13 protein-coding genes and 1 riboswitch are annotated in these 16,728 nt (G+C 71.0%); of the genes, 5 read left to right on the forward strand and 8 right to left on the reverse strand.

Translation table 11 applies throughout. From position 1 onward, the window contains the following. Positions 1–30: 30 nt before the first annotated feature. From ACZ45E_RS05800 to ACZ45E_RS05810, 3 genes are all read right to left on the reverse strand, one after another. The gene (locus ACZ45E_RS05800; RefSeq protein ID WP_468216972.1) at positions 31–1,218 is read right to left on the reverse strand and encodes an alkaline phosphatase family protein; all 1,188 of its coding nucleotides are present in this window, start codon (positions 1,216–1,218) and stop codon (positions 31–33) included. Next, entirely contained in the window at positions 1,215–1,805 is a 591-nt protein-coding gene (locus ACZ45E_RS05805) for a DUF5998 family protein (RefSeq protein ID WP_468216974.1), read from the reverse strand. The genes ACZ45E_RS05800 and ACZ45E_RS05805 overlap by 4 nt, the downstream gene beginning before the upstream one ends. Before the next feature lie 80 nt (positions 1,806–1,885). Continuing rightward, positions 1,886–4,714: a bifunctional acetate--CoA ligase family protein/GNAT family N-acetyltransferase gene (locus tag ACZ45E_RS05810; RefSeq protein ID WP_468216977.1), complete on the reverse strand. Its 2,829-nt coding sequence runs from the start codon at positions 4,712–4,714 to the stop codon at positions 1,886–1,888. A 177-nt stretch (positions 4,715–4,891) separates the two neighbouring features. On the opposite strand from ACZ45E_RS05810, the gene ACZ45E_RS05815 reads away from it, so the two are divergent. Continuing rightward, positions 4,892–5,173, forward strand: a complete 282-nt coding sequence (locus ACZ45E_RS05815; RefSeq protein WP_404214443.1) for an HPr family phosphocarrier protein — start codon at positions 4,892–4,894, stop codon at positions 5,171–5,173. 195 nt (positions 5,174–5,368) lie between these two features. Here the strand turns inward: ACZ45E_RS05815 and ACZ45E_RS05820 are convergent, their stop codons facing one another. The 4 genes from ACZ45E_RS05820 to ACZ45E_RS05835 all read right to left on the reverse strand — a co-directional run bounded on the left by ACZ45E_RS05820 (position 5,369) and on the right by ACZ45E_RS05835 (position 10,256). Then, positions 5,369–6,055, reverse strand: coding sequence for a GntR family transcriptional regulator (locus ACZ45E_RS05820; protein ID WP_468216980.1), 687 nt, complete (start codon positions 6,053–6,055; stop codon positions 5,369–5,371). 231 nt (positions 6,056–6,286) lie between these two features. Continuing rightward, positions 6,287–7,075, reverse strand: coding sequence for a M23 family metallopeptidase (locus tag ACZ45E_RS05825; RefSeq protein WP_468216982.1), 789 nt, complete (start codon positions 7,073–7,075; stop codon positions 6,287–6,289). Positions 7,076–7,087: 12 nt separating this feature from the next. Next, positions 7,088–7,261: riboswitch (cyclic di-AMP (ydaO/yuaA leader) on the reverse strand. 236 nt (positions 7,262–7,497) lie between these two features. Then, positions 7,498–8,865: a M16 family metallopeptidase gene (locus ACZ45E_RS05830; protein ID WP_468217155.1), complete on the reverse strand. Its 1,368-nt coding sequence runs from the start codon at positions 8,863–8,865 to the stop codon at positions 7,498–7,500. Positions 8,866–8,882: 17 nt separating this feature from the next. Next, positions 8,883–10,256, reverse strand: a complete 1,374-nt coding sequence (locus ACZ45E_RS05835; protein ID WP_468216985.1) for a M16 family metallopeptidase — start codon at positions 10,254–10,256, stop codon at positions 8,883–8,885. Between the two features lie 299 nt (positions 10,257–10,555). On the opposite strand from ACZ45E_RS05835, the gene ACZ45E_RS05840 reads away from it, so the two are divergent. Next, entirely contained in the window at positions 10,556–13,012 is a 2,457-nt protein-coding gene (locus ACZ45E_RS05840) for a DNA gyrase/topoisomerase IV subunit A (protein ID WP_468216987.1), read from the forward strand. A gap of 15 nt (positions 13,013–13,027) precedes the next feature. Here ACZ45E_RS05840 and ACZ45E_RS05845 read toward each other — a convergent pair whose 3' ends face one another. Then, entirely contained in the window at positions 13,028–14,152 is a 1,125-nt protein-coding gene (locus ACZ45E_RS05845; protein WP_468216989.1) for a CobW family GTP-binding protein, read from the reverse strand. A gap of 394 nt (positions 14,153–14,546) precedes the next feature. Between ACZ45E_RS05845 and ACZ45E_RS05850 the strand changes: the two genes are divergently transcribed. The 3 genes from ACZ45E_RS05850 to ACZ45E_RS05860 all read left to right on the forward strand — a co-directional run bounded on the left by ACZ45E_RS05850 (position 14,547) and on the right by ACZ45E_RS05860 (position 16,661). Then, a complete protein-coding gene (locus ACZ45E_RS05850; protein ID WP_468216992.1) occupies positions 14,547–15,032 on the forward strand; it encodes a DUF6082 family protein in 486 nt (161 codons plus the stop codon). A gap of 136 nt (positions 15,033–15,168) precedes the next feature. After that, positions 15,169–15,405, forward strand: coding sequence for a hypothetical protein (locus ACZ45E_RS05855; protein WP_468216994.1), 237 nt, complete (start codon positions 15,169–15,171; stop codon positions 15,403–15,405). A 317-nt stretch (positions 15,406–15,722) separates the two neighbouring features. Next, a complete protein-coding gene (locus ACZ45E_RS05860; protein ID WP_468216996.1) occupies positions 15,723–16,661 on the forward strand; it encodes a sucrase ferredoxin in 939 nt (312 codons plus the stop codon). Positions 16,662–16,728 lie beyond the last annotated feature (67 nt).

The following is a 16,728-nucleotide window of genomic DNA, read 5'->3' on the forward strand; positions in this document are numbered from 1 at the left end:
CGCATCAGGGGGGTGAGGAGGGGCGGACCCTCAGGAGCGTACTTCCAGGAGCGGTACGAGCTGCTCCGCCGGGGTCATGGAGCCGTGGTTGCCGACCATCCGTGACTCCTTCGGCTCGGTCCGCGAGGCGATGATGAGCACGTCGTCACGGGCGGCGGCGACGACGTCACCGATCCGGTCGTAGACCCGCTCGTCGATGCGGGGGCCGAACCAGCCCGCGGCGATCGCCTCGTCGCGGCCCGCGATCCAGAACTGCTCGCCGAGGACCTCGCGCCACACGGCCAGCACGTCGCCCTGCGCGCCGGGCACGGCGTACACATGGCGCGCGCGGCCCTCGCCGCCCAACAGGGCGACGCCCGCGCGCAGTTCCCAGTCCTCGTCGAAGTCGATACGGGACTGCTCGTCGAAGGGGATGTCGAGCATGCCGTGGTCGGCGGTCACGTACAGGGCGCTGCGCGGCGGGAGTTGCTCGGCGAGGCGCTGGGCGAGCCGGTCGACGTACATGAGCTGGCTGCGCCACGGGTCGGAGTCGACACCGAAGCGGTGTCCCTTGCCGTCGACCTCGCTGTAGTACGTGTACACCAACGACCGGTCGCCCGCGGCCAGCTGCGCGGCGGCCAGGTCCATGCGGTCCTCGCCGGAGAGGCGGCCGTGGAAGGTGCCACCGCTGAGCGCGATCTTGGTGAGGGGCGTCGACTGGAAGGCGGGAGCGGAGACCTGGGCGGTGTGGACTCCGGCCTCGTGGGCCCGCTGGAAGACCGTCGGGTACGGCTGCCATGCCTTCGGGTTCGTCCAGGGGTTCCAGCGGAGCTGGTTCATCAGCTCGCCGGTGGCCGGGTTGCGCACGGTGTAACCGGGCAGGCCGTGGGCGCCGGGCGGCAGGCCGGTGCCGACCGAGGCGAGGGAGGTCGCGGTGGTGGCCGGGTAGCCCGCGGTGATCGGGCGGCCGGTGCCGCCGCGCGAGGACGCCATGAGCGAGCTGAGGAAGGGAGCCTCGCCCGGATGGGCCGCGAGCTGCTCCCAGCCGAGGCCGTCGATGAGGAAGACGCAGGCGCGGTCCACGGGAGCGAGCTCGGGGATCGCGGCACCGCAGCCGGGAACGCCCAGGTGGGCGCCGAGGGTGGGCAGCAGATCGGCGAGCGATCCGGTGCCGTACGCCGGGACGGGAGCGGAGTGGACGGGCAGCGGCTCTACGTCGTCCCAGGCGGCCTGCGTCATCGGCGTCCCGCGTCCGCGGTGGCCTCGGAGAGCGCCTGGGCGAAGGCGAGGGCCTGACGCACGGTCTCGGGTCCGTCACCCGCTTCGCTGACGCGCAGGCTCAGGTCGTCCGCGGTCGAACTGCCCGTGTAGCCGTGGTCCGCCTCGCAGTTGGGGTCGCCGCAGGCGGCGGGCTCCAGGTCGATGCGGGAGACGGCGCCCCAGCCGATGGTGAGCACGACCTCACGCGGCAGCGTGCCCGGAACGTACTTCTCCGGATTGGCGACGACACGGCTGAGCACGACCGAGGAGATCCGGTCGAGCTTCACGGACTCCGTGGACGTGGTCGCGTACGGCGTCGGGGAGGTGGTGTCGGCCGCCTGTTCGTCGGTGTGGCTGACGATGAAGCGGGTGTCGGTCAGGACCAGGACGGTGACATGACGCCGGACCTCGTTCGCGTCGAACGTGGTCTCCTGGTGCACGAGGTACGACGCGATGGGTTCGCCGCCGACCGCGGCCTCCACCGCCTCGGCCACGAGGGCCGGGTAGTAGCCGCTGCGCTCGATCGCCGCTCGCAGCCCTTGGGTCGTCGTACTGGTCTTGGCCATGGGGTCCATCCTAAGGCCGGGAAGAGGCTGCCGTTGCGCCTGTGGATAACCCTCTGTGAGGGCCTTTCGCGGGGGTGGGCTCAGTACGCGACGGGCAGGGTGCGCGGACCGAGATCGTCGCGGGCGGGCGGCGGCGCGAGCCGGACGGAGGCGCCGAGGACGGAGAGTCCGTGCTGGGCGACAACGACCGGTTCGAGGGCGACGCCGACCACCTCGGGGTGGTCGTCGACGAGGCGGGACACGCGCTGGAGCAGCTCCTCCAGGGCGGGGGTGTCCACGGGGGCGGCGCCGCGCCAGCCGAACAGGATCGGCGCCGTCTTGATGGAGCGGATGACCGCGCGGGCGTCCTGGTCGGTGACCGGGACCAGGCGGTGCGCGGTGTCGCCGAGCAGCTCGGACGGGGCTCCGGCGAGGCCGAAGGAGAGCACCGCTCCGGCGGCCGGGTCGAGAACGGCCCGCACGACGGTGTCCACGCCGCGCGGTGCCATCGACTGCACGACGGGTCGCAGTTCGGCGGGTCTGCCCAGCTGTTCGGTCAGCTCTTCGTAGGCGCGCCGCAGGTCCGTCTCGTCGGCGAGGTCCAGACGTACGCCGCCGAGGTCGGCCCGGTGACGCAGGTGCGGGGCGGTCGTCTTGAGGGCGACGGGGTAGCCGAGGGTGCGTGCGGCGTCGGCGGCGCTGTCGGCGCCGGGGGCGGGCAGCGTCTGCCGTACGGCGATGCCGTATCGGGCGAGCAGTTCGCGGGCGTCGTCCGGGGCCAGCTCCACACCGCGCGGGTCGTCCTCCTTGGCGAGCAGCTCGGCGATGAGCGCGGCGGCAGCGGACTCGTCGATGTCGTCGTACTCGGGCACCTTGCCGGGTTCGGCGGCGTCGTGTCGCCACTGGGCGTACTTCACGACCTCGGAGAGGGCGCGGACAGCGCGCTCGGCGGCCGGGTAGGCGGGGATGAGGCGTGGGGTGCCGCCGGGCGCCTCGGGCGTCGTGGGGGTCTGCCGGGCCGGCTGGGCGCCGGGGGTGCCCGGTGCGTTGGGTCCTGTGCTGGTGGCCGCGGAGAGGGCTTCGGCGAGGCCGCCCAGCTCGACGTGGACGACGAGCACGGGTTTGGTGGGCGCGGCCGCGGCGGCCGCGCTCAGGGCGTCGGCCAGCTCCGCGTCCTCGGTCGGGCCCTCCCCCACCGCCGGCATCGCGGTGACGACGACGGCGTCGGTCTTGTCGTCGGCCAGCGCCTCTTCGAGTGCGGTGCGGAAGTCCGCCGCGGACGCCGCTGTGGTCAGGTCCCGTGGCGGCTTGGGGCGCAGCCCCTCGGAGAGGCACACGTCGTAGGTGAGCAGGCCGAGCGACTCGGAGTTGCCGAGGATGGCGACGCGCGGGCCGGCCGGGAGGGGCTGGCGGGCCAGCAGGAGGCCGGTGTCCACGAGTTCGGTGATCGTGTCGACCCGGATGACACCGGCCTGTCGCAGCAGCGCGGAGACCGTGGCGTACGGGAGACGTGTGGCGCGGACGGCGTGTCCGGTGGGCGCGATCCCGCTGTGCCGGGCGCCTTGGACGACCACGAGGGGCTTGGCCTCCGCGGTGCGGCGGGCGAGTCGGGTGAACTTGCGCGGGTTGCCGATGGATTCGAGGTACATGAGGGCGACGTCCGTGTCCGGATCGTCGTACCAGTACTGAAGGACGTCGTTCCCGGAGACGTCGGCGCGGTTGCCCGCGGAGACGAACGTCGAGATGCCGGTGGCGCCGGTGACTCCCCCGCCCCTGCGGTGCAGGCGCGCCAGGAGGGCGATGCCGATGGCGCCCGACTGGGCGAACAGGCCGATGCGGCCGGGGCGTGGCATCTCCGGGGCGAGCGAGGCGTTGAGCCGTACGTCCGGGGCGGTGTTGACGACCCCGAAGGCGTTCGGGCCGATGAGGCGCATCCCGTACGAGCGGGCCTGTCGGACCAGCTCTCGCTGGCGTTCGCGGCCCTCGGCGCCGCTCTCGGCGTATCCGGCGGAGACCACGATCAGTCCTTGGACGCCGCGTTCGCCGCACTCGGCGACGACGTCGGGCACGTGGGGCGCGGGTACGGCGACGACGGCCAGGTCGACGCGTTCGGCCGGGTCGATGTCGCGTACGCAGCGGTGTGCGGGGACGCCGTCGACCTCGGCCAGATCCTCGGGGAACGCCTTGTTCACCGCATACAGGCGGCCCGTGTAACCCGCGTCCTTGAGGTTGTCGAGAACGCTGCGGCCCACTCCTCCGGGCGTCCGGCCCACGCCGATCACGGCGACGGAGCCGGGGGCCAGGAGCCGCTGCACGGAGCGGGCCTCGGCGCGCTGCTCACGGGCGCGCTGTACCGCGAGGGACGCCTCGGTGGGCTCCAGGCCGAACTCCAGGTGGACCACGCCGTCCTCGAAGCTGCGCTTCTGGGTGTATCCGGCATCCGTGAACACCTTGATCATCTTGGTGTTGGCGGGCAGCACCTCGGCCGCGAAGCGGCGAATGCCGCGCTCGCGCGCGACGGCGGCGATGTGCTCCAGAAGCGCGGAGGCCACGCCGCGCCCCTGGTGGGCGTCCTGGACGAGGAAGGCGACCTCGGCCTCGTCGGCGGGCGCGGAGGCGGGCCGTCCTTGCGGGTCGATGCGGTCGTAGCGGACGGTCGCGATGAACTCGCCGCCCACCGTGGCGGCGAGTCCGACGCGGTCCACGTAGTCGTGATGGGTGAAGCGGTGGACGTCTTTGGCGGACAGGCGCGGGTAGGGCGCGAAGAAGCGGTAGTACTTCGACTCGTCCGACACCTGCTCGTAGAAGCTGGTCAGGCGCTCGGCGTCCTCGGTGGTGATCGGCCTGATCCGGGCGGTGCCGCCGTCGCGCAGCACCACGTCGGCCTCCCAGTGGGCGGGGTAGGCGTGCCGGTCCGACGGGGTCTCCATGCCGCAAGAGTAGAGCCGGGCGCCGACAGTCGTACGGGTCGCGTCACGCGCGCGTGGCAGGCAGGCTGAGGAAGCCGAACGGCGGCGTGCTCGCGGGTCCAGGTCCGCGTCGAGTGCTGCCCGACGGTGTGTGAGAATGGTCTAGACAACCGTGAGACATCTGAAGGGCAGCATCACATGGCTGAGCGCCGCGTCAACGTCGGCTGGGCCGAGGGCCTCCACGCCCGCCCCGCCTCCATCTTCGTCCGCGCGGCCACGGCGGCCGGCGTCCCCGTGACGATCGCCAAGGCCGATGGCAACCCCGTCAACGCCGGCTCCATGCTCGCGGTGCTCGGCCTGGGTGCGCAGGGCGGCGAGGAGATCGTCCTGGCCTCCGACGCCGAGGGTGCGGACGCCGCGCTCGACCGTCTGGCGAAGCTGGTCTCCGAGGGGCTCGACGAGCTTCCCGAGACCGTCTGATTCTTCGGGCCCTTCCATTCGGCCCGGCGGAGCCGCGCGTTTCCCTCAGGGGCGCGCGGCTCCGCCATTTTTGCATTCGGGTCACATCACCCCGAATTTACGCGCGCAGGGAAATACGGTTCGGAATCGGGGCAGGAGAAAATACCCCGCGTCCCATTCGGCGAATACCGCGCTTCTTTGTATACGGCCCCTCTGTTAATGCCGGAGCGCCGCCGTGTTTACTACGTGTTGCGAAGTCCTCACACGCTCTCCCGGGCGCGGGACGCGCGGCCGGTGGGCCGCCGCGGCGCGCTCGGCGTGCAGGGCGGTCAATGCGCGGGCCCGCTCGGCGTCACCGCGGGCCACCGCGTCCACGATGGCGCCGTGCTCGGCCCAGGACTCGGCGGGCTGGGCCGGGGTCTCCACGGCGTACATCCAGGCGATCTTGTGCCGCAACTGGGTGAGCAGGGCGATCAGGCCGGGGCTGCCCGAGGCCTGCGCGAGGGTCTCGTGGAACCAGCCGCCCAGGGAGCGCAGGTCCTCGTTCTGGCCGCGCCTTGAGCGCTCCTGACCCAGCCTGACCAGGCCCCGCAGGACCTTGAGGTGAGCCTCTGTACGGCGCTGTGCGGCGCGCGCGGCGCTCAGCGGTTCGAGGAGCATCCGGATCTCCAGGAGGTCGGCGGCCTCCTGGGCGGTGGGCTCGGCCACGCACGCGCCCGCGTGCCGCCGCGTGACGACGAAGCCCTCGGCCTCCAGGGTGCGCAGCGCTTCGCGGACCGGCACGCGCGAGACCCCGTAGCGGCGCGCGAGCAGTTCCTCGGTGAGCCTGCTGCCGCGCTCGTAGACACCCGCGACGATGTCGTCGCGAATCGCCGTGCATACCGAGTGTGCGGGAATGCGCATGACCCGACCTCCGCCTTAATCCCCGCGAAACGCGGTCGATCGACGCTTGTGCGAGCGCGAATGTCTCCCCTGGACGCGCCTGCCCGGTGACTCTATTCCACCGTCTCCGAATTTCCGAAGCCGGGCCGGAATCCATGGATATTTTTTGGACAGGAACGCCTTGCGCACGCGAAAGCCCCGGCTCGATGAGCCGGGGCTTTCGCGCGGCGCCGCGGAGGCGCCGTACGTGGGTCAGACGTTCACGCCGTGCGAGCGCAGGTACGCGATGGGGTCCATGTCCGAGCCGTAGTCGGGGGACGTGCGGGCCTCGAAGTGCAGATGCGGTCCCGTGACGTTGCCGGTGGCGCCGGAGAGGCCTATCTGCTGGTCGGGGGTGACGGCCTGGCCGACGGAGACGCCGATGGACGACAGGTGACCGTACTGGGTGTACGTGCCGTCGTTCATCTTGATCACGATGTTGTTCCCGTAGGCGCCGCCCCAGCCTGCCTCGACGACGGTGCCGGAGCCGACGGCGTGCACGGAGGTGCCGCTGGCCGCGTGGAAGTCGATACCGGTGTGGCTGCCGGAGGACCACAGGCCGCTGCTCGCCTGGTAGCCGGTGGAGACGTACGAGCCGCTGATCGGCGCCACGAAGCTGTTGAGGCGCTTGCGCTCGGCCTCGCGGGCGGCGCGCTCCTTGGCCTCGCGCTCCTTGGCGGCCTTCGCCTCGGCCTCGCGCTTGGCCTCCTCGGCCCGCTTCTTGGCCTCGGCCTCGGCCTTCGCCTTGGCGGCGGCCTGGTCGGCGGCCTTCTTCTGCGCGGAGGCCTGCGCGTCGATCTGGTCGGCCAGGGAGTCGCCGATGGCGATGGCCTGCGTCAGGCCGTTCTGCTCGGCGGCCGCGGTGTCGGCGGCGATGGCGGGGGCGGCGAGGCCGCCGATGACACCGGTCGTGGTGAGCGCCGCGACGCCCGCGGCCCGAGCGGTGGTACGCGTGAGCCGGCTCGGTCGACGGTGCTTCCCGGTGGCACGGGTGAACGCCATGAAGTGGCTGGTCCTTTCCTTCCCTCTCGCCTACCGGGTTAGCTGACGGGTTCGGAGCAGGAAGGTCTCCTACGGGCCCCCTCCCCTGCCTTCACGGCCGGGAAGAGCGTCCGATTCACCCCAGGGACTGCGATGGGTCCCCGGCTCCCCTGGCTCGCGCCGTGGGGGACTCGGCGATGACTGTCCGGTGTCGCGGGCGCGAGCGTGTCTGGCGGACAGCCGGACCGACGCTAAGCGGGACATCTTTTAATCAACAAACGGATCCCGGCTTTTGTAGCGCATGCCACAGACCAGACAGGCAACCTCCGCCCTAATTCGGACATAAGCGATACGTGGCCGATCGTGGCGGGACGTGAGCGACACCACGAAGCCCCGGTGGCCGCGGTGGCCATCGGGGCTTCGTGCGGTGTACGGGGCCGGGGTCAGCCCGTGACGACGGTCACCTCGCCGATACCGAGGGCCTTGACGGGCTCCACGATCTGCGCAGCGTCGCCCACCAGGACCGTCACCAGCCGGTCCGCCGGGAAGGCGTTCACGACGGCCGCGGTGGCCTCCACGGTGCCCGTCTCGACGAGCTGTCGGTACAGCCGGGCCTGGAAGTCGTCCGGCAGGTGCTGCTCGACCTGGTCGGCGAGGGTGCCCGCGACGGCCGCGGCGGTCTCGTACTTGAGCGGGGCCACGCCCACCAGGTTCTGCACCGCGGTGTCCCGTTCGGCGTCCGTGAGGCCCTCGGCGGCCAGCGTGCGCAGCACCTTCCACAGGTCGTCGAGCGCGGGCCCGGTGTTCGGGGTGTCCACGGAGCCACTGATGGCGAGCATCGCGGCGCCCGTGCCGTCGGGCGCGGAGCGCAGCACCTGGGCGAAGGAGCGCACACCGTAGGTGTAGCCCTTCTCCTCGCGCAGGACGCGGTCCAGTCGCGAGGTGAGCGTCCCGCCGAGGCAGTACGTGCCGAGGATCTGCGCGGCCCACACCCGGTCGTGCCGGTCGGACCCGATCCGGCCGATCAGCAGCTGCGTCTGCACCGCTCCAGGGCGGTCCACGACGATGACACGGCCGGTGTCGTCGGCGGTGACCGGCGGGATCGGGCGCGGCTGCGCGGTGTCGCCGGTCCACGCGCCGAGCGTGTCGGCGAGCAGCGCGTCGAGGTCGGTGTCGGTCAGGTCGCCCACGACGACGACCGTGCCGGTGGCGGGGCGTACGTGCTTCTCGTAGAAGGCGCGTACGGCCGCGGCGTCGATGGCGGTGACGGTCTCCTCGGTGCCCTGCCGGGGGCGCGACATGCGCGAGTCGGCCGGGAAGAGCTGCTTGGAGAGCTCCTTGGCGGCGCGCCGGGCCGGGTTGGCGCTCTCGTGCGGGATCTCGTCCAGGCGGTTGCGGACGAGGCGCTCGATCTCGCTGTCCGCGAAGGCGGGCGCCCGCAGGGCGTCGGCCAGCAGGGCGAGCCCCTTGGGGAGCCGGGAGACGGGCACTTCGAGGGAGACACGGACGCCGGGGTGGTCGGCGTGCGCGTCCAACGTGGCGCCGCAGCGCTCCAGTTCGGCCGCGAACTCCTCCGCGGAGTGCTTGTCGGTGCCCTCGTTGAAGGCACGCGCCATGATCGTGGCGACGCCGTCGAGGCCCGCGGGCTCGGCTTCCAGCGGCGCGTCGAGGTTGACCTCCACCGCGACGACCTGCTGGCCGGGCCGGTGACAGCGCAGCACGGTCAGGCCGTTGGCGAGCTCACCGCGCTCGGGGGCGGGGAAGGCCCACGGCTTGGCCGTGCCCGCCTGGGGCCTGGGGTGGAATTCCATGGTCGCGAGCTGCTCGGTCACCGGCCCGCCTCCTCGTCGCTCGGGTCGCTCTCGGCGGTCTCGTCGGTCTCGTCATGGGGTTCGGCGGGCGCCGTCGGCTCGTACACGAGAACCGAGCGGTTGTCGGGGCGCAGGCGGGCCTTGGCGACCTCCTGAACCTCGTCGGGGGTGACCGCGAGGACGCGCTGGACGGCCGTGAGGGCGAGCTGCGGGTCCCCGAAGAGCACGGCGTAACGGCACAGTTCGTCGGCACGGCCCGCCACGGTGCTGAGCCGGTCCAGCCACTCGCGCTCCAACTGGGCCTGGGCGCGCTCCATCTCCTCGGCGGTGGGGCCCTCCTCGGCGAACCGGGCGAGCTCCTCGTCGACGGCGGCCTCGATGACCGGCACCTCGACGTCCCCGGAGGTCTTCACGTCGAGCCAGCCCAGGGAGGGCGCTCCGGCCAGGCGCAGCAGCCCGAACCCGGCGGCCACCGCGGTGCGGTCACGGCGTACGAGACGGTTGTAGAGCCGCGACGACTCGCCGCCGCCGAGGACCGTCAGGGCGAGGTCCGCGGCGTCGCACGCGCGCGTGCCGTCCTCGGGGAGCCGGTAGGCCGCCATGAGGGCGCGCGCCGGGACCTCCTCCTCGACGACCTCGCGGAGCTGCCCGCCGATCACGTCGGGCAGGGAGCCGTCGCGCGGTGCGGGCTTGCCGTCGTGGGAGGCGATCGAACCGAAGTACTTCTCGACCCAGGCGAGCGTCTCCTCGGGGTCGATGTCACCCACGATGGAGAGCACGGCGTTGTTGGGCGCGTAGTAGGTGCGGAAGAAGCTCCGCGCGTCCTCGAGGGTGGCCGCGTCCAGGTCGGCCATGGAGCCGATGGGCGTGTGGTGGTACGGGTGGCCCTCCGGGTACATGAGCGCGGTCAGCTTCTCGAACGCGGTGCCGTAGGGGACGTTGTCGTAGCGCTGACGGCGCTCGTTCTTGACGACGTCCCGCTGGTTCTCCATCGACTCCTCGTCGAGGGCCGCCAGGAGCGAGCCCATGCGGTCGGCCTCCAGCCACAGAGCGAGCTCCAGCTGGTGGGCGGGCATGGTCTCGAAGTAGTTCGTACGCTCGAAGCTCGTCGTGCCGTTGAGCGAGCCGCCGGCGCCCTGCACGAGCTCGAAGTGGCCGTTGCCGTGGACCTGCTTCGAACCCTGGAACATCAGGTGCTCGAAAAGGTGAGCCAGGCCCGTACGGCCCTTGACCTCGTGGCGCGAGCCGACGTCGTACCAGAGGCAGACCGCCGCGACCGGGGTCAGGTGATCCTCGGAAAGCACTACACGCAGGCCGTTGGCCAGCCGGTGCTCGGTCGCTGTCAGGCCGCCGGAGCCGGCCTCGGCGGTGGCCGTGTGACCCATGGGCATGTACGTCCCTTCGATCGCGGGGGGATACGGAGAACATCGGAAATACTGAGAATGCTGAGAAACGCTGAGTACGCGGACAACACTGTGGCCACGGAACCGCGCCAGTCCTGCCACTGTATGCAAGCGTGCGGGCGCCTGGCGAAGTTCCCGCCCGGGCTACGCCGTGAGCGAGCACGGCGACCCTCCGGCGGGCCGCCGACCACCCGGTTCGGACGGGTCGCGATCAGCGTTGTCAGTGGGGCGGTCCACAATGGTCCGCGACAGTTCCCGTAGATGTTGGTGAAGGAGCCGCAGCAGCGATGGCCCGCCGCAGCACGAAGACCCCGCCGCCCGACGATTTCGAGGAGAGGATCCTCGACATCGACGTGGTCGACGAAATGCAGGGCTCCTACCTGGAGTACGCGTACTCGGTCATCTACTCTCGCGCCCTGCCCGACGCACGCGACGGGATGAAGCCCGTCCACCGTCGGATCGTCTACCAGATGAACGAGATGGGGCTGCGCCCCGACCGTGGGTATGTGAAGTGTGCCCGCGTCGTCGGCGAGGTCATGGGTAAGTTGCACCCCCATGGCGACGCGTCGATCTACGACGCCCTGGTGCGCCTGGCCCAGCCGTTCTCGATGCGCGTACCACTGGTCGACGGGCACGGGAACTTCGGTTCACTGGGCAACGACGACCGTCCGGCCGCCATGAGGTACACCGAGTGCCGCATGGATCCGGCGGCCAGCCTGATGACGGAGTCCATCGAAGAGAACACGGTCGACTTCTCGCCGAACTACGACGGGCAGGAGCAGGAGCCCATCGTCCTTCCGGCGGCTTACCCGAACCTGCTGGTGAACGGCGCGTCGGGGATCGCGGTCGGCATGGCGACCAACATGGCGCCGCACAACCTGGGCGAAGTGATCGCCGCGGCGCGGCACTTGATCCGCCACCCGGGCGCCGACCTGGAAACGCTCATGAAGTTCGTGCCGGGGCCCGACCTGCCCACGGGCGGCCGGATCGTCGGCCTGTCCGGCATCAAGGACGCCTACGAGAGCGGCCGCGGCACCTTCAAGATCCGTGCGACGGTCTCCGTGGACCACGTGACAGCGCGCCGCAAGGGCCTCGTCGTCACCGAACTGCCCTTCGCCGTGGGACCCGAGAAGGTCATCGCGAAGATCAAGGAGCTCGTCGGGTCGAAGAAGCTCCAGGGCATCGCCGACGTCAAGGACCTCACGGACCGCGCGCACGGCCTGCGCCTGGTCATCGAGATCAAGAACGGCTTCGTCCCCGAGGCCGTCCTGGAGCAGCTCTACAAGCTGACGCCGATGGAGGAGTCCTTCGGTATCAACAATGTGGCCCTCGTGGACGGCCAGCCGCTCACGCTCGGCCTCAAGGAGCTGCTCGAGGTCTATCTGGACCACCGCTTCGAGGTGGTGCGCCGCCGCAGCGAGTTCCGCCGCACGAAGAAGAAGGACCGGCTGCACCTGGTCGAGGGCCTCCTTGTCGCGCTGCTCGACATCGACGAGGTCATCCGCCTCATCCGCTCCAGCGAGAACAGCGCACAGGCCAAGGAGCGGCTCATCGAGCGCTTCTCGCTGAGCGAGATCCAGACGCAGTACATCCTGGACACGCCGCTGCGCCGCCTCACCAAGTTCGACCGCATCGAGCTGGAGTCGGAGCGTGACAAGCTCAACGGCGAGATCGACGAGCTGACCGGCATCCTCGATTCCGACGCGGAGCTGCGCAAGCTCGTCTCCGCGGAACTGGCGGCGGTGGCCAAGAAGTTCGGCACGGACCGGCGCACGGTGCTGATGGAGTCCTCGGGCCCCACGGTGGCCACGGTCCCGCTCCAGGTGGCGGACGACCCGTGCCGCGTGCTGCTCTCCTCGACGGGCCTGCTGGCCCGTACGGCCAACGGTGAGCCGTTCGCCGCGGACGAGGACGGCAAGCGCGCCAAGCACGATGTGATCGTCTCCGCGGTCCCGGCCACGGCGCGCGGGGAGATCGGCGTGGTCACCTCCACGGGCCGGCTGCTGCGCCTGAACGTCGTCGATCTGCCGCAGCTCCCGGACACGGCGGCCGCGCCGAACCTCTCCGGGGGCGCCCCCCTCTCCGAGTTCCTCTCCTCCTTGGAGCCGGACGAGGCGGTCATCTGTCTGACGACCCTGGACGAGTCGTCGCCGGGCATCGCGATCGGCACCGAGCAGGGCGTGGTCAAGCGCGTGACGCCCGACTACCCCTCCCACAAGGAGGAGTTGGAGGTCATCACCCTCAAGGACGGTGACCGGATCGTGGGCGCCGTCGAGCTGCGGACCGGCGAGGAGGACCTGGTCTTCGTCACGGACGACGCTCAACTGCTGCGTTTCCAGGCCTCCGTGGTGCGTCCCCAGGGCCGTCCCGCCGGTGGCATGGCCGGTATCAAGCTGGCGACCGGCGCGAAGGTCATCTCGTTCACCGCGGTCGACCCCGCGGCCGACGCCGTCGTCTTCACGGTGGCGGGCTCGCGCGGCACGCTCGACGACTCGGTGCAGACGACGGCCAAGCTCACCCCGTTCGACCAGTACCCCCGCAAGGGCCGTGCGACCGGTGGCGTGCGCTGCCAGCGCTTCCTGAAGGGCGAGGACTGTCTGAGCCTGGCCTGGGCGGGTCCGGCGCCCGCGCGCGCGGCGCAGAAGAACGGTCTGCCGGCCGAGCTGACCGAGATGGACCCGCGCCGCGACGGCTCGGGCATCTCACTGCCGAAGACGGTGGCGGCGGTGGCCGGCCCGGTCTAGGCGGTTCGGAGGGCGTCAGCGGTCGTCCGTGAGGGCTTCGGCTTCTTCGGCCCCGCCCTTGTCCTGTACGTAGCGGAGAACGCCCCACATGCCGTGCTCGTCGACGGTGTGCGGGGCGTCGCTCGTCCCCGTGTCCCTGCATGCGGCGAGCTGCGCGCGGAGTGCCTCCGTGTCGATGCCCGCGCCGATGAGGACGAGCTGGGTGAGCCGCGCTTGATCGGCGGGCCACGGCTCGGGGGAGAATCGCAGGAACCGTCCGACGACGTGCACCGCGTACCGGTTGGCCGCATCGGCGGCGCCGAAGTCGACGTACCCCTTGATGCGGTAGACCCCCTCGGGTCGGCTGTCGAGGAAACCCATCAACGCGCGCGGTCGCATCGGCTCTTCGGAGGTGAACGCGACGCTCTCATAGGCGGAGTGCAGATGCGCGCCATGTACCCCGCCCGCGTCATGCCGATGCAGGTCGTCGAAGGAGAGCTGTCCGATCCGCTCCCGCGAGGGCCGGCAGTCGAAGAGCAGCTCGGGGTCGATGCGCCCGTACGACGCGGTGACGACGGCGGCGCGCCCGGCCGACGCCCGCACGGCGCCCAGGACCCGCCGCCGCTCGGCGTCGGGGACCCGGTCGCTCTTGTTCACCACGACGAGGTCCGCGATCCCCAGGTGACGCTCCACCTCCGGGTGCTTCTCCCGGGTCGCGTCGAACTCGGCCGCGTCGACGACCTCGATCAGCCCTCCGTAGACGATCCGCGGATTCTCGCTGGCCAGCACCATGCGCACCAGCTCCTGCGGCTCCGCGATACCGCTCGCCTCGATGACGATGACGTCCATGCCCTGGGTGTCACGGCTCTCGCGACCGTCAGCGGTGGGATGGATGGGGCGTGTCAACTTGTCCAGGTACACGTCGAGTTCACTGGCGTCCACCGCGCAGCACAGGCATCCGTTGCCGAGCGAGAGCGTCGAGTCGCCCAACTGTCCCGCCACGGCCATCGCGTCGATCTCGATCGCCCCGAAGTCGTTGACGATCGCACCGATCCGCGAGCCCCCGCTGTGGTGCAACAGGTGGTTCAGCAGTGTGGTCTTCCCGGAGCCGAGGAAGCCGGCGAGGACGACGACGGGGATCTGCGGGCTCACCTTGCTCAACGCGACCTCTCTCACGGCGATCCCCCCGCGACCCCCGGCGGTCCGCCGCCGGAGGCCACCGGTCGGGGACCGGCTCTCCTACGAAAAATGCATGCCGCTTCAGAATAAGCGCGCGTAGAAAGGCGGTGAAGTGAACGATTGTTAGCGCCACCGGCGGGGCAGACGTTGGTCATGGCGCCGGTTTTCGCGACCCAGGCATGCTTCCGTGCGCCTCCTCTCCGCCTCCCTGCCGATCGGAGCCGCTCGGCACCCTGGGAGGCGGCAAGCGCGCCGCCCATCGCTCGCCGGTCCCATGCCCATCGACCCACGCCCGACGACCGGCGGACGGTCGCCTGACTCGGGGGTTGACATGGCCACACAGAGTACGAGGACGTGGCGATCAGTAGTCGCCGCAATGATCACCGGCGGGTTCGCAGGAGCTACCACGGCACATATGTGGCAGCAGTACGGCCCCAACCGCACCGGGGCCGCGGCGGAGTGGCGACGGCAGGCCCGGGCCCATCAACAGCGCATGCACTGGGAGCTCCTGAGCAAGGCCCTCGACGACCCCTCCCTGGCTGTCGTCATCGACAACTACGGGCTGGACCTCTCCCCGGAGAAGCGGCGTCAGTACCTGTACGCCAACCTCTGGTACATCAACGCCTTCCACCTCTACGAATCCGGCGTACTGGACCGGCGTCAACTCCACGGACACCTGCGCGAGCTCTTCCAGAGCGCGTACATCCGGGAGTACTGGGAGGCCTCTCGGCCGCATCGCGCCTCGCTCGACCCGTCGTCCACGGAGGCGGAGGTCGGGCGCATCGCCGAGACGCTGCTCCAGGAGCGGGACGAGTCGGATACGGACGAATGGTGGGTAGTGGGGGAACCGCCGCCCCTCTGACACCCCAACAGGTCACTCGTACCGGTGAAATTCCAGGCCAACTCCCTCTGGAATCCCGCCTTTGGGTACTCTTCAGTCCCGGTGGGCGCATTACTGTAATGCCGTAACGTCGCCCTTGCAGAAGGAACCGGTTCCCTTGAAGATCGTACGCCGCATCGGGGTGCCCCCGAGCGCTCGTGGAAGCGCCTCCGGCGCCACCTGCCCCGATGTTTTCGAACTCAGCGACGGGAACTTCGCCGTGATCGGCACGGAGGCCACCGCTGACCTCAAGAAGGAACTTCCGGCGGACGCGGGGGTCGCCGACTACGAGCGCATCGTCATCGTGAACCGGGAGACCTTGCTGCGCGCCAAGAGCGACATCCCCGACGCCTGACGCCCGACCCGCCCCGCACGTACGACGGCCGCCGACCGGACCTCCGGACGGCGGCCGTCGTCCTGCATTCGCACAAAGCCGTACCGCGCGGGACAACGTGAACCACAGGGCACGTCCGGCGTCCAGGGGCCCCTCCCCACCTGCTACCGCGCCCACAGCGACCCCGCGGTCGGACACGCCCTGCTGCTCGACACCGGCCTCGCTCGCCCGTGGACAGTCGAGTCCCTGGCCGCCGAGGCGTGCATCCCCCGCGCCGCCCCGACATCCGGCTGTGCTGACCGGCCTGGGGAACGCGCGAGCGGGTTAGGCTCGCCTTCGTGAGTACGTGCGCGACCACCTCGATCGACCTCGACGAACCCCTTACGGGGACCGCGGCCACCGCCCGGACCTGGCTCTTGATCGAGCAGCCCGGACCCTGGGGGGCGAAGGCCCTGACCGCGAGCCATCTGGACCCCGATGTGGGCCGCGCCCTGGAGACCGCCGCCGAGGGCACCGGAGTGCGCGTCGCACTCGTGCGACGTCCTGGTCGGCACGCCCACTCGCCCGCTCCGGCGCGCCGCCACGTGTACGTGGCCCACACGGTCCCCGGAAACACCTGGCTGCGTGGCACCACTGTCGCGACGCCGGAAGAGTTGCTGCGGCTCGACTTCGCCGCTCTGGGAGCCGGGGACCACGGCGATTTCAGCGAGCCGCATGAAGGCGCTCCTCTCGCGCTCGTGTGCACCAATGGGAAGCGGGACCGCTGCTGCGCGCTTCTGGGACGGCCGCTCGCCTCCGAACTCGCGCTCTCCGTGGAGGAGGGCGTCTGGGAGATCACGCATCTCGGCGGCCACCGCTTCTCCCCCACCCTTCTGGTGCTGCCGTACGGCTACGCCTACGGCAGGGCCACCGCGGCGGGCGTGAAGGAGATCCTGGAGGCCGTGCGCGCCGACCGGATCGTCGTCCAGGACTGCCGCGGCAACTCCGCCTGGGACCGTCCGGGCCAGGCCGCGGAACTGGCCGTGCGCCGTGCGGCCCACGAGTACGGCGCCGGCGCCCTGACCGTCGTACGTACGGACACCGTGGCCCCCGCGGAGGCCACGGACGCGGAGCAGTGGGAGGTGACCGTCGCCCACACCGACGGGCGCCAGTGGCAGGTGACGGTAGCCCGGGGCGCTTCGCTTCCTCCCCGCCCGGAGAGCTGCGGCGCCGCTCTCGGATCGCCGGCCCGTATGGATGTCGTGGCTGTGCGTGAGGTTCCCGCGGCGCTCGGCTGACGCGGCCGGCGCGGCGTACGAGATCCCTGCCACAAGGGCTTCGACCGGAGGCGGAACGGCCCGTACC

Source organism: Streptomyces sp. NPDC030991 (assembly GCF_055571235.1).